We start from the raw sequence: 12,569 nt of genomic DNA, 5'->3' as shown, positions 1-12,569 counted from the left end.
CCGCCCAAGCGAGCAGCATGGTTCGGCTGCGCTCCTCATGGGCGCGGCTGCGGCGGTCTGCGCTGCCGATCATCCAGTGTGCGGTCGGCGCTGCGCTGGCCTGGTTCCTCGCGCATTACGTGATCGGTCACGCGCTGCCGTTCTTCGCGCCGACGGCGGCGGTGGTGTCGATCGGTATCTCCTTCGGTGCCCGGCTGCGGCGTTCGGTGGAACTGGTGGTCGGCGTCGCGGTCGGCATCGGTATCGGCGACCTGTTCATCTCCCGCGTCGGCACCGGCGTGTGGCAGATCGCGCTTGTGGTCGCGGTCGCCATGGCCGTGGTGGTGTTCCTCGACGGCGGCTCGATCATCACGATGCAGGCGGCCGGTTCCGCGGTGCTGGTCGCGACGTTGCTGCCACCCTCGGCGGGCGGCGGTTTCTCCCGCATGATCGACGCGCTGGTCGGCGGCCTGGTCGGCGTGGTGGTGGTCGCCGCGATCCCACTGCATCCGGTGCGCCGCGCGAGGACGCTGGCCGCGGAAATCCTCGGCGTGATGGGCAAGTCGATCACCGAATGCGCCGACGGACTGCTCGAGCAGGACCAGGAGAAGGTGCGCCGCGCGCTCACCGCCGTTCGCGCGACCCAACCACAGATCGACTCGCTGCGCGCAACGCTGGAGGGTGGACGCGAGATCAGCCGGATCTCCCCGCTGTACTGGAACTCCCGCGACCGCCTCGAACGCATCAGGGCCACAGCGGACCCGCTGGACAACGCCGTCCGCAACACCCGAGTCCTGTTGCGGCGCTCGCTGACTCTGGTCCGCGACGACGAAATCCTCCATCCCGGACTGATCGACGAGGTGGAGCGCCTGGGCCAAGCCGTCGACGTGGTACGCCGGATGATGCTCACGGACCCCGGCGAGCAGCCCGACCGGGCCGAGGCCGCCCGGGTGCTGCGCTCGGTCGCGAAGGGTGCGCGCCCGGAATTGGTAGTGGGCGCGGGACTTTCGGCGCACGTCGTGTTCGCGCAGGTGCGTTCGACGCTGGTCGACCTGATGCAGGTGTGCGGCGTGCAGCGGATTTCCGCGATGGCCCTGCTGCCCCCGACGGTCAAGAACCCCTACGTGCCGCCCGCGTCCTGAATCGGACTACTCAGCGAGATTCCGACATTCCAATGCGGGGCAGGGGTTGCTCGCGGCCGGGGCGAGCGCAAGTTCGATCGTCGGGTAGTGCACTACTCGTGTCCCGCCCGCGTCCGCGCCGTAACTTTCCAGGTGACCGCGAGGGGAGGGGTGTCGCGGTCGACCACTTCGCACCGGGTGTAACGCCCCACCGGCCATATCTGTACGGACGGGTTGGGCTGATCGCCGGGAGTGCGAAGCAGGGCCGCCCGGTCGTGTCGATCGGGCGGCCCGTGCGTTTTTCCGGGTGCGGCCCCACAAGCGGTAACTGCCGGGCCGGGGCTTGCATCCCCGACGTCCGGGACACCGATATCAGGTCCAGAAGCGGGTCAAGTAGCTGCCGTATCGCGACCAATTCGATGGAACGCCGGACAGTTCGAAGAGGGCGTACACCGCGTCGAAGAACACCTGGTTGATGGCGGGGGTGAACAGCAGCGCAAACAGGATCAGCATGCCGAACGGCTTGAACTGATCAAGCGAGCGCCGCGTCCGGTAGCTCAGTGACGGTTCGACGATGCCGTAGCCGTCGAGTCCGGGCAGCGGGATCAGGTTCAGTAGAGTTGCCGTGATCTGAAGGAACGCAAGGAAACTCACGCCGAACCAGAGCGCGGGATGCGCACTCGCGCTGCCTGCGAACCGGACGACCGCGAGCAGCAGCGCCGCGCACAGCGCATTCACGAAAGGCCCGGCGCCGCTGATGATCCGTTGCGTGCGCGGTGCGACATTGTGGGAGTGCACGTAGACCGCTCCGCCCGGCAGGCCGATCCCGCCGAGCGCGATGAACACCATCGGCAACACGATCGACAGCAGCGGATGGCTGTACTTCAACGGGTTCAGTGTCAGATATCCGCGCAGCTCCACTTCACGGTCTCCGGCCCGCCACGCCGTGAAGGCGTGCGCGAACTCGTGCAGGCACAACGTGACGATCCAGCCGAACACCACGAGCACGAACACCCCGACCTTGGCTTTGGTCGAGTCCACCGGGGCGTCCCAGGCCAGCACGCCGCCGACCACCGTGAGGATGATCACGAGCAGGAACACCGGGCTCGGCCGGACCGCGCGCGACCTTCGGTCGATCGGGAACGGAGAAGTCATCGGACCAGCAGCCAGGATTCGTGGTGGCGGTAGAAGCTCGAGCGCGGCACGGGCCGGTCGGTGCGGATGCCGTCCCTGGTCACGATCGCGCCTGGGGTGCCGAGTTGCGCCGCCCGGCCCTCGAGCCAGCGGCGCCTGCGGATGCCCTTCTGCACGGCCGCCTGTATGCCCGGCAGCTCCAAAGTCGGCGAGACCAGCATGGCCGTCACCTTGCCGGAGAACAGCTGGGTGTCGTCGACATAGGCCTCGCCCTCCAGCTTTTTCCCGCCCACGCCGGTGAGCACCGCGCGACCGACCAGAACCGTGCCGGTGTCATCTCTGACCAGCGGCGTCTCGGTGGCGCGGCCCTCCAGAGCGCGCTTGGCCGCGGCGTTGCCGGCGCCGGTCTGGTAAACGCGCGAGCCGTAGGTCTTGTCGACCGGCACGTAGCCGATCTCCACGTGCAGTCGCTCGGTGCGCATCAGATGGGTGAGCACCGCGGCCAGTGCGGCATCCTCACCGAGCACGATCAGGCGCGGCAGGCTGTCGGCGGCCAGCACGGGAAGGAGTTCGTCGATCTCGGCGGTGTCAGGGATGGCGCCCGTTTGAGTGGTCGGCAGCGCCGCGAGCGCAATGGGTACGGGTGCGCCGTCGCAGCGGAGAACATGGGTACTCAAGCTGCCGTACACCCTCCTCGGTTCGAGCCGACACCGTCGGGCCCTCGCAGGGCGAACCCCCTATGGTTCGCTCCGGTTGACGCCGCGCTGCCGCTCGGCGTGCCGTGCAACCATAGCCCTGCCCGGCTCTGACCACACCGTTGTCGAGACTACGGCGAGATCCGACGCGACGCTGCTTCGGATGGGTCGGCTAGACTGTGCTTCCGGCCACCGCCCCAGTACGGCAGGTAGCTGCAACACACCAGTGTTGCCTGTCGAACCGTAGGAGACACGACAATGCCGGCAATCGTCCTCATCGGCGCCCAATGGGGTGACGAAGGTAAGGGCAAAGCAACCGATCTGCTCGGTGGCCGGGTGCAGTGGGTGGTTCGCTACCAAGGCGGCAACAACGCCGGACACACCGTGGTACTGCCCAACGGGGACAATTTCGCCCTGCACCTGATCCCCTCCGGCATCCTCACCCCCGGCGTGACGAATGTCATCGGCAACGGCGTCGTCATCGACCCCGGTGTGCTGCTCGCGGAGCTGGCCGGGCTGGAAGAGCGCGGCGTGGACACCTCCGGCCTGCTGCTCTCCGCCGACGCGCACCTGATCATGCCGTACCACGTGGCCATCGATAAGGTCACCGAACGCTTCCTCGGCAACAAGAAGATCGGCACCACCGGCCGCGGCATCGGCCCCTGTTACCAGGACAAGGTCGCCCGCGTGGGCGTGCGTGTCGCGGACGTGCTCGACGAGAAGATCCTCACCCAGAAGGTCGAGGCCGCGCTGGAGTTCAAGAACCAGGTGCTGGTCAAGATCTACAACCGCCGCGCGCTCGACCCGCAGCAGGTGGTCGACGAGGTGCTCACGCAGGCCGACAGCTTCAAGCACCGGATCGCCGACACCCGGCTGCAGCTGAACCTGGCGCTGGAGCGCGGGGAGACGGTGCTGCTGGAGGGTTCACAGGGCACCCTGCTGGACGTGGACCACGGCACCTACCCGTACGTCACCTCGTCGAACCCGACTTCCGGCGGCGCGGCGGTCGGCGCGGGCGTCGGTCCGAACCGGATCAATACGGTGCTCGGCATCCTGAAGTGCTACACCACCCGGGTCGGCTCCGGCCCGTTCCCGACCGAGCTGTTCGACGAGTTCGGCACGTACCTGGCAAAGACCGGCGGCGAGGTCGGCGTCACCACCGGTCGTGCGCGGCGCTGCGGCTGGTTCGACGCGGTCATCGCCCGCTACGCCACCCGGGTCAACGGCATCACCGACTACTTCCTCACCAAGCTGGACGTCCTGTCCAGCCTGGAGACGGTGCCGATCTGCGTCGCCTACGACGTCGACGGCCAGCGGGTCGAGCAGATGCCGACCACCCAGACCGAATTCCACCATGCGAAGCCGATTTTCGAGGAGATGCCCGGCTGGTGGGAGGACATCTCCGGCGCGCGCACCTTCGAGGAACTGCCGACGAACGCACAGGCGTATGTGTTGCGTCTGGAGGAGCTGTCCGGCGCCCGCATTTCCTGTGTGGGTGTCGGTCCCGGCCGGGATCAGACGATCGTCCGGCACGACGTCCTCGGCTAGAACCGGTTCGAATTCGCTACGGTCCAGCGGAGTTTCGGCCCCGATCACAGGGAATCCCCGTGCCGGTTCATGGTTCGTCGGCTTCGATCATGATCGGTGAAGAACTACAGTAAGAGGATGGCTCGGAACTGGCCGATGATCGAGCGCGGAAGCGAATTCGAGGCGATCCGCGCGGCGCTGACCGGGCCGGAACATGTCGGGGTGGTGCTCACCGGCGATGCCGGGGTGGGCAAGACCACCCTGGCCCGGCATGCCACCTCCGCGATCGGCGGCAATATTCGCTGGGTGGCGGGCACCGAGTCGGCACGCAGCATTCCACTGGGGGTGTTCGCGCACATGGTCGGCGTCTATACGGCGCACGATCCAGTGACGTTCATGTCCGCCGCGCGCGAGGCACTGCTCGCCGACGGGCACACGGTGATCGGCGTGGACGACGCCCACCTGCTCGACCAGCTCTCGGCCACCCTCCTGTTGCAGCTGGCCATAGACAAGGCCGCGCACATCGTGGTCACCGTCCGCAGCGGAGTGCCGGTACCCGACGCGGTCACCTCGCTGTGGAAAGACGGGCATCTGATGCGCATCGCCCTGCGCCCGTTCAGTCAGCGGCAGAGCGTGGAGCTGGTGGAGTCGATGCTCGGCGGGCAGCTGGAGGGGTTTACCGCCAACCTGATGTGGGAGTCCTCCGCCGGAAACGCCCTGTTCCTCAAGCATTTGGTCGAGGGGGCGCTGGAGGCGGGCACGCTGCGCCAGGTGAACGGTGTGTGGCAGCTGCGCGGCCGGGCCGCGGTGACCTCGGAACTGGCCGCGCTGCTGGAGGATCGGGTCGAGCAGCTGCCCGATCCGGTGCTGCGGGTGCTGGAACTGCTCACCTTCTGTGAGCCGATCGATCTCGATGTGCTCGCCGAATTGGCCGGTGAGGATGCGGTGGAAGCCGCCGAAAACCGCGGCGTGATCCGGGTTGTGGAGAGTTCGCATCAGCTCACCGTGCGATACAACCACCCGCTGTTCGGCGAGGTGATCCGGCGCAGGCTCGGTATCGCTTCGGCACGACGATTGCGTGGCCGTCTGTATTCCTCGCTCAAAGAACGCCCGATCAACTCCGCCGCCGACCGGATCCGGCTGGCCGAATTGGCCTTGGACAGTGATAAATCCGCGGATCTGGAACTATTCGAGGCGGCCGCCGCCGACGCGATCGGTTTGGCGAATCTGCCACTGGGCGAACGTTTCGCGCGGGCTGCGGTGGAGCGGCGCGGCGGCGTGGAGGCCGCCGACCTGCTGGCGCGCGCCCTGCTGTGGCAGGGGCATCGGATCGAGGCCGAACGCACGTTGGCCAGCTTCGATCCCGACCAGCTCGACGAGGTGCAGCTTGCGCGCTGGGGCAGCACCCGGGTGGCGAATCTGTTGTGGGCCATCGGCGATGCCGACCGCGCCGACGAAGTGCTGACGCTGTTGCGCGACAAGGTGAAGCATCCGAAGATCGCCGCGATCTTCACCGGTCTCACCTCGGCGTCGGCGGTCAACGAGAACCGGATCGAGCACGCGTTCACCGAGGCAGAAACGGTTATGACCACGGAGGGCGCACCGCCGTGGGCGGTGTGGTGGGCTGCGTTCGGCGGCGGGCTCGCACTGGCGTTGATGGGCAAGGGCGAGGCGGCCAGGAAGTACGCGGCGCGTGGTCACGAGGTGGAAGAGCATATTGACGGGCTCAATCGCTTCATGTCCACACACGCGGAGGTGCTCGCGCTCACCTTCACCGGCGATCTCGAGGCGGCACGGCGTTGTGCCGGGGCGTATTTCGGCTACTCCGCGCCAGGCCAATACCTGGCCTGGGGCATGTCGAAGATTCTGCAGGGCACCGTCGACGTTGCGCAGGGCCGGTTCCTGGTCGGCATCGAGCATCTGGAACAGGCGCTGGCCGCGCTGGCGGCCGAAGGCGCGGCCGCCTGGATGTTTCCGGCGAGAATTCGTCTGGCCGAGGCGTATTCGGCGCTCGGCCGTGCCGCCGAGGCGGCCGAGTCGATCGCGGACGCCACCGCGCGTGGGGGACGGCACAGTGCGGTCTACGAACCACAGCTCGAAATCGCGCGTGCCTGGCAGGCTGCCGCGGAAGGCACCGTCACCCCAGCCGTCCGGATCGCTTTCGGCGCCGCCGACGCGGCTGCCCGCGCGCATCAGTATGCGATCGAGGCCATGGCGCTGCACACCGCGGCCCGGTTCGGTGATCACTCCGCGGCAGGCCGCCTTGCCGACCTGGCGTCCCGGGTGGAGGGACGGCTGGTGCAGGCGCAGGCACGGCACGCGGTAGCCCTCGCCGCACATGACGGCCAAGGACTCGACGCCGCCGCAGCGGAATTCGAGCGTATCGGCGCGATGTTGTCGGCGGCCGACGCCGCGGCCCAGGCCGCGTCGGCACACGAGCGGGCCGGTGACCGGCGCAGGCTGCTGGAGTCCGCCGCCGCGGCGAACCGCCTCGCCGCAGCCTGTGGTGGAGCGAGCACGCCCGCCCTGCGGCACGCCGCGCAGCCGTTGCCGTTGACCGCGCGGGAACGCGAGATCGCGAATCTCGTCGCCGCGGGGCTGTCCAATCGGCAGATCGCTGACCGCCTCACCGTCTCGGTGCGCACGGTGGAGGGGCACCTCTACCGTGCCTGCATCAAGATGGACGTCACCGATCGCGAATCCCTCGGCGCCCTGATGCGCGGCGAATCCGGAGCAAGGTGAGATTCCGGCCGCAGCCCGAGCATGTCCCGTGGCACGGTGCGGCCGGAGGATCGATACGAGTGCACGCACTCGCGCTTTGCCTCGGCCCTGTGCCGCTCGCCGCGGCGAGTTGGTTGTTAGGCTGACGTGACCAGGGTTTCTTCGGTGTGGTTGGGACGGATGGTGCGGGTTTTCATCGTCGTATGTTCGGTTGCGGCCGGGATGGCGCTCACGCTCGGCTGCTCGAGCGGGCAGCAGGCGCCGATCCCCGGTTCGCCGTCGGCGACCAGCCGGGTGTCGGCGACGCCGAGGTCGGAGACTCCGCAGGAGCGTAGCTCGCGGATCAGGCAGAAGCTGATCGAAATCGGGTGCTCGTCGAACGCCTGCATACAGACGTATTTCGGTTGCGAGGACGGCTACATCACCGGGGCAGCCTGCGATTTCTATCGCGAACACCGGATCGACTGACGGGCGTGCTGCTCGGCCCCGGCCGTCGTTATTGTCATACTGTCAATACACGCTTTCCGGTCGTGTCCTGGAGGATGCGCCGGCACCCGGCGTGCTGGATCAACGACGAACCGAGGTAGGGCGTGAGCACTCCATCCACCGCCGAGCATGGCCCGCTCGCGGGCATCAAGGTCATCGAACTGGCCGGCATCGGCCCCGGTCCGCACGCCGCACTGCTGCTCGCCGATCTCGGCGCCGACGTAGTGCGGGTGCAGCGCGACGGCCAGCTGCCCGGCGGATTCGACCGGCCGCAGTTGCGCGGACGAACCATCGTCGAGGCCGACCTCAAGGATCCCGTTGATCTCGAGAAAGTGCTCGGCTTGGTCGAGAAGGCGGACGTGCTGATCGAAGGCTTCCGTCCCGGGGTCACCGAGCGGATGGGCCTCGGCCCGGACGCCGCGCTCGCCCGCAACCCCCGCCTGGTCTACGGCCGGATGACCGGCTGGGGTCAGGAGGGTCCGCTGGCCGACCGCGCCGGCCACGACATCAACTACATCTCTGTCACCGGTGTACTGCACGCGATCGGACGGAAGGGTGAGCGCCCGGTCCCGCCGCTGAATATGGTGGGCGACTTCGGCGGCGGCTCGATGTTCCTGGTGTTCGGGATCCTCGCCGCGCTGGTCGAGCGACAGACCTCGGGCAAGGGGCAGGTGATCGACGCGGCGATGGTCGATGGCGCCCTCGCCCTTTCGCACATGATCTGGGGGATGCGGGGTGCCGGTGCCTGGTCCGACGAGCGCGGTGTGAACCTGCTCGACACCGGAATGTCGTTCTACGACACTTACGAAACCTCCGACGGCAAGTACATGGCGGTCGGCGCGATCGAGCCGCAGTTCTACGCGCAGCTGCTCGCCGGGCTCGAAATCGATCCGGAGGGTCTGCCGTTCCAGCTCGACCCGGCAGGCCAGGAGACATTGAAAAAGCTGTTCGCCGAACGCTTCCGGGTCAAGACCCGCGACGAGTGGACCGAGATCTTCGTCGGGACCGACGCCTGCGTCTCACCCGTCCTCACTTTTGCGGAGGCGACGAAGAACGAGCACATCGCGGCCCGTGGCTCGCTGCTGGAGCTGGACAACATCACCCAGCATGCCCCGGCGCCTCGGTTCTCCCGCACCCCGAACGGCATCCCCACCCCACCGCCGACCACGGCCACGCCCATCGAGTCGGTCTGGGCCGACTGAGCGCCGAGCGGGCTGCCACAACAGTGCGGCATCCCGCTTGTCTGCGGCAGATGATCAAACTTTTAACATACCAACCGGTTCGACAGTATGGCACTGGGCCTGCCATACTGTCGGCGAGCAGGCGACTCTAGAGCGCAGCTGATTGAGATGGTCATCTGTCCGGTCCGCTGCTTGACCGCCTCGCTTGCTGGAGGCCTCGGCGCCGTGCAGCCTTCTGCACGCCGTCCGCACACGACGAGGGCCAGCCCCGAGGGGTGGCGGGCCGGTCGTGCCCGGCGGCGCTCGGAGGGGAAGTGCCGCCGGCCAAGGTCCTCCGCAGACCTCCCGCACTGTCAGTAGCAGGTCAGCGGCGTCAACGGATCGGCGGCACGTGGGGTCAGTGCCTCATAGGCGGAGGCAATCGCCTTGACCGCCAATCGCAATTCAGGTTCCTGGTGCGTGAACGGCAGCCGCAGGAACCGTTCGAACGCGCCCTGCACGCCGAATCTCGGACCCGCGGCGAGCAATACGCCGTGATTGGGCGCCGTGGCGGCCAGCGCGGTCGACACCGAACTCGGCAGCTGCGCCCACACCGACATGCCGCCCGCACCGACGGTCACGCGCCAGTCCGGCAGCTCCTCGGCGAGGGAATCGAGTAGAGCGGCACGCTGCGAACGCAATTGGTCGCGGCGGCGGTCGAGGATGACGTCCGCGTGCTCGAGCAGGTGCACGGTGGCCAACTGGTCCATGACGGGGGTGCCGAGGTCGACCGTGGAACGGATGCCGAGCAGTTTGGTGATCAGCGACTGGTTGGTGCGAATCCAGCCGACGCGCAGACCACCCCAGAACGATTTCGACGCCGAGCCGATCGTGACGATCTCCGCGCCCTTGGCGAACGCCGCGACCGGAGGTGGCGGGACTTCGTTGCCGAGCCCGAGATCCGCCATGGACTCGTCGATCACGATAGTCATCCTGGTCTCCCTGGCGATGGCAGCCAGCTCGGCACGGCCGTCGGCGTCCAGCAGCAGGCCGGTCGGGTTGTTGTAATCCGGCACCAGGTAGGCCAGCGTGGCCGCGGTTTGCCGCGCGGCGCTGCGGATTCCGTCGAGGTCCCAGCGGGCCACCGGGTCTTCCGGGCGCAGCGGCACCGGCACCGGGCGGGCACCGACGTCGCGGATCGCCTCGATGGCGTTCGGATAGGTCGGGTGGTCGATGAGCACACGGGCGGCGGGTGCGGTGAGCACATTCAGCAGCAGGCGCAGGCCGTGCTGCGCGCCGAGGGTGACCAGGATCTGGTCCGGGTCGGTCGGCAGGCCGCGCGCGGTGTAGCGGCGGGCGATCGCCTCACGCAGCACGAGCACACCGACCGGGTCCATGCCGTGCGTGCCGAGAAAAGCCGGAAGGCCTTGCAGAGCAATCGAATACGCTTCCTGCATCTCGAGCGGGGCGGCCATGGCAGCGTAGGTCATGTCGATGGTGGGCAACTCGGGCGGGGCCATTGTGGCGAGGATGCTCCTGGCCGGCTTGATGCCGTCGTGCTGCACATCGCGTGGCAGCGCCACGGTGCTGCGTGAGCCCTGCCTGCTGATCAGGTAGCCGTGCTCCCGCAACAGCGCGTAGGTGGACGTGATGGTCGTGCGACTGACCCCCAAGGTGGCGGCGAGATCGCGTTCGCTGGGCAGTGCGACACCCAACGGTGCGCGTCCGTCGTGGATCAGCAGCCGGATGCCTTCGGCGAGCGCCAGGTACGCCGGACGCGCGGACCGTCGACCGGCCGAATCGCCCTCGCCGTCGTCCACGTTCCGCCATCGACCCAGATCGCGAGCCAAGCTGCCCGCGCCGATCACTCTCGTCGCCATACGGGCCAGTATTGACTGATTGGATATTTATTTGCAAGGCCAGTTGGGCGCACGCTGTCCGACATGACCACCGTCACCACCGCGCTCATCCTTGCCTCCTTCGGATTTCTGAGCTACCGCTTCGCATCGAGACGCGACGAGCGAGCCTTCCGTCTCGAGGGCTTCCGCCCGCGTACGCCGATGTCCGAGAGGACTCTTTCGTACTACGACGAGCAGCGACGATATGCCGATCTCGTGGCGATCTACGGGCGCGGCGACGTTCCGGATGCGGATTTGGGCATCGGGGAGGACCGCGTCGTCGACGTGCCCCCCGCTTCCGCGCCGATCGTGTCGGCCAGGCCCACCCGGAAAACCGGTGTGCCCGCGGGTGTCAGTGCGGTGTCAGCACTCGCAAGGCCACGTCACCGCTGCTGATCAACTGCGACGAAGCCGAGGCGGAGCCGCTGACGACCGGGGCACCCGAAGGCGCGTCCAAGGCCAGTTTCGGATATCTGGACTGACCTTTCCGAACTTGTCGGTCGCCCGGTGCAGACTTGGCGTATGAGTGATTCCACTCGCCTTGCTGCCGAGGCCACTCGGACCACCGAGGCCACTCGCTTCATCACCGAGGTCACGCCCGCTGCAATCGGGCCCATACCCTCGACCATTGCAGCCACCGGCCTCCCCGCCGCGGCGACGCTGTTCGACACCGCCATCGGGCACTGCGCGATCGCGTGGCGTGGCGCGGCGGTGATCCGATTCCAGCTCCCCGAGGCCAGCCCGGCAGTGACCCTGGCGCGCATCACACGCCGTCGTGCGGGAGAACAGGGCAAGGAGGTTCGCGACGAGACACCCCCCGGCGTGGTAGCCGAGGCCATCACGGCCATCCGTGCCCACCTCGCAGGCGAGCTCGACGATTTGCGCTGGATTCCGGTGGATACCAGTGAAATTCCACAATTCCACCGCGCCGTCTACGAGGTGACGCGCGCTATCGATCCCGGTCACACCCTCAGCTACGGCCAGGTCGCCGACCGGATCGGCGCGCCAGGCGCCGCTCAGGCAGTCGGACAGGCCCTGGGCCGCAATCCGATTACACTCATCATTCCGTGTCACCGCGTACTCGCGGCCGACCATGCGCTGCACGGCTTCTCCGCACCCGGTGGAATCGATACCAAGCAGCGGCTGCTGGAAATCGAGCGCACGCCGGGGTTCGGTGAGCCGACGTTGTTCTGAACCGATGCACCTGCGGTGGCGAAGTCCCACGGAAGGTCGCTGATCGTATGGCGATGGCGATGGACAGTACTCGCATCCTCAGTAGGGCGGCGTCTGCAATTAGCGAACGAACAGCAGCAGACACAGCTGCGGCAGCGAACCCATGATCACCTCGGCCGGGAGTGACAGCTCGTCTCGGACGTCGTTTTGTCACAACCGCTTGACATTCGCGCCGGTCGCTGTGGGACGCTGCGCGTTATGTCTGAGCAGGTAAGCGAGTCGCCGAATCTGACGGGTACGGGGCGGCTGGCTTCGGCCTTGCGGTTCACCACCGAGCTGGTGGCCTGGGTTGCGACGCCGTGGGCGCTCGTCGGCTATTCGGTTCCGCTCGCTGTGGTCGCCGTCGTGCTTTTGATCGGGTTGCCGACCGTTTTCGCGACGTCGGGCGACAAGCATCAGGTGCTGGTTGCTGTTCCAGGAATAGTCACGATCGGATTGGTAGTGCTCCAGCTGATTGCTGCCGTTGTCAGCGCATGGTTCGCGTGGCCTGCCTGGATCGCCGTGGCGGTGTCATTGTTGGCGGCAGTCACCGTGTTCGCGGAACTGCCGCGCTGGCGTTGGTTGCTGCGGGCTCGGTCATGGCGTTGAACGCGTTATCTCCGAGTCGCCCATAGC

General features: G+C 67.5%; 11 protein-coding genes. 7 read left to right on the top strand and 4 right to left on the bottom strand.

All coding sequences use genetic code 11. The features are described 5' to 3' along the window. Positions 1-17 precede the first annotated feature (17 nt). Complete coding sequence (locus AB4Z47_RS06925; protein ID WP_441948835.1) at positions 18-1,121, top strand: FUSC family protein; 1,104 nt, start codon at positions 18-20, stop codon at positions 1,119-1,121. A gap of 351 nt (positions 1,122-1,472) precedes the next feature. Here the strand turns inward: AB4Z47_RS06925 and AB4Z47_RS06920 are convergent, their stop codons facing one another. Together AB4Z47_RS06920 and AB4Z47_RS06915 are read right to left on the bottom strand one after the other, a co-directional pair. Further along, positions 1,473-2,255: a site-2 protease family protein gene (locus tag AB4Z47_RS06920; RefSeq protein WP_441948797.1), complete on the bottom strand. Its 783-nt coding sequence runs from the start codon at positions 2,253-2,255 to the stop codon at positions 1,473-1,475. Then, positions 2,252-2,911 carry a hypothetical protein gene (locus AB4Z47_RS06915; protein WP_441948796.1) on the bottom strand — a complete coding sequence of 220 codons (660 nt, stop codon included), beginning with the start codon at positions 2,909-2,911 and terminating at the stop codon, positions 2,252-2,254. The genes AB4Z47_RS06920 and AB4Z47_RS06915 overlap by 4 nt, the downstream gene beginning before the upstream one ends. Before the next feature lie 276 nt (positions 2,912-3,187). Here AB4Z47_RS06915 and AB4Z47_RS06910 point away from each other — a divergent pair, with 276 nt between their 5' ends. Together AB4Z47_RS06910 and AB4Z47_RS06905 are read left to right on the top strand one after the other, a co-directional pair. Next, a complete protein-coding gene (locus AB4Z47_RS06910; protein ID WP_441948795.1) occupies positions 3,188-4,477 on the top strand; it encodes an adenylosuccinate synthase in 1,290 nt (429 codons plus the stop codon). A 117-nt stretch (positions 4,478-4,594) separates the two neighbouring features. After that, a complete protein-coding gene (locus AB4Z47_RS06905; RefSeq protein WP_441948794.1) occupies positions 4,595-7,198 on the top strand; it encodes a LuxR C-terminal-related transcriptional regulator in 2,604 nt (867 codons plus the stop codon). Between the two features lie 116 nt (positions 7,199-7,314). Here the strand turns inward: AB4Z47_RS06905 and AB4Z47_RS06900 are convergent, their stop codons facing one another. Further along, positions 7,315-7,566, bottom strand: coding sequence for a hypothetical protein (locus AB4Z47_RS06900; RefSeq protein WP_441948793.1), 252 nt, complete (start codon positions 7,564-7,566; stop codon positions 7,315-7,317). 201 nt (positions 7,567-7,767) lie between these two features. Between AB4Z47_RS06900 and AB4Z47_RS06895 the strand changes: the two genes are divergently transcribed. Continuing rightward, positions 7,768-8,865: a CaiB/BaiF CoA transferase family protein gene (locus AB4Z47_RS06895; protein WP_441948791.1), complete on the top strand. Its 1,098-nt coding sequence runs from the start codon at positions 7,768-7,770 to the stop codon at positions 8,863-8,865. Between the two features lie 332 nt (positions 8,866-9,197). On the opposite strand, the gene yczR is transcribed toward AB4Z47_RS06895, so the two are convergent. Next, a complete protein-coding gene (gene yczR, locus AB4Z47_RS06890) occupies positions 9,198-10,703 on the bottom strand; it encodes a MocR-like transcription factor YczR (protein ID WP_441948790.1) in 1,506 nt (501 codons plus the stop codon). A 63-nt stretch (positions 10,704-10,766) separates the two neighbouring features. On the opposite strand from yczR, the gene AB4Z47_RS06885 reads away from it, so the two are divergent. From AB4Z47_RS06885 to AB4Z47_RS06875, 3 genes are all read left to right on the top strand, one after another. Then, positions 10,767-11,117, top strand: coding sequence for a hypothetical protein (locus tag AB4Z47_RS06885; protein ID WP_441948788.1), 351 nt, complete (start codon positions 10,767-10,769; stop codon positions 11,115-11,117). A 126-nt stretch (positions 11,118-11,243) separates the two neighbouring features. Continuing rightward, entirely contained in the window at positions 11,244-11,915 is a 672-nt protein-coding gene (locus tag AB4Z47_RS06880) for a methylated-DNA--[protein]-cysteine S-methyltransferase (RefSeq protein WP_441948786.1), read from the top strand. A 237-nt stretch (positions 11,916-12,152) separates the two neighbouring features. Continuing rightward, positions 12,153-12,542 (top strand): hypothetical protein, encoded by a 390-nt coding sequence (locus AB4Z47_RS06875; RefSeq protein WP_441948785.1) that lies wholly within the window; start codon positions 12,153-12,155, stop codon positions 12,540-12,542. Positions 12,543-12,569 lie beyond the last annotated feature (27 nt).

It is taken from the genome of Nocardia sp. 2TAF39, from assembly GCF_052114905.1.
In the GTDB taxonomy this organism is placed as follows: domain Bacteria; phylum Actinomycetota; class Actinomycetes; order Mycobacteriales; family Mycobacteriaceae; genus Nocardia.
Note: the sequence above shows the minus strand (reverse complement) of the source record. Positions and strands in the feature narration are given on the sequence as shown.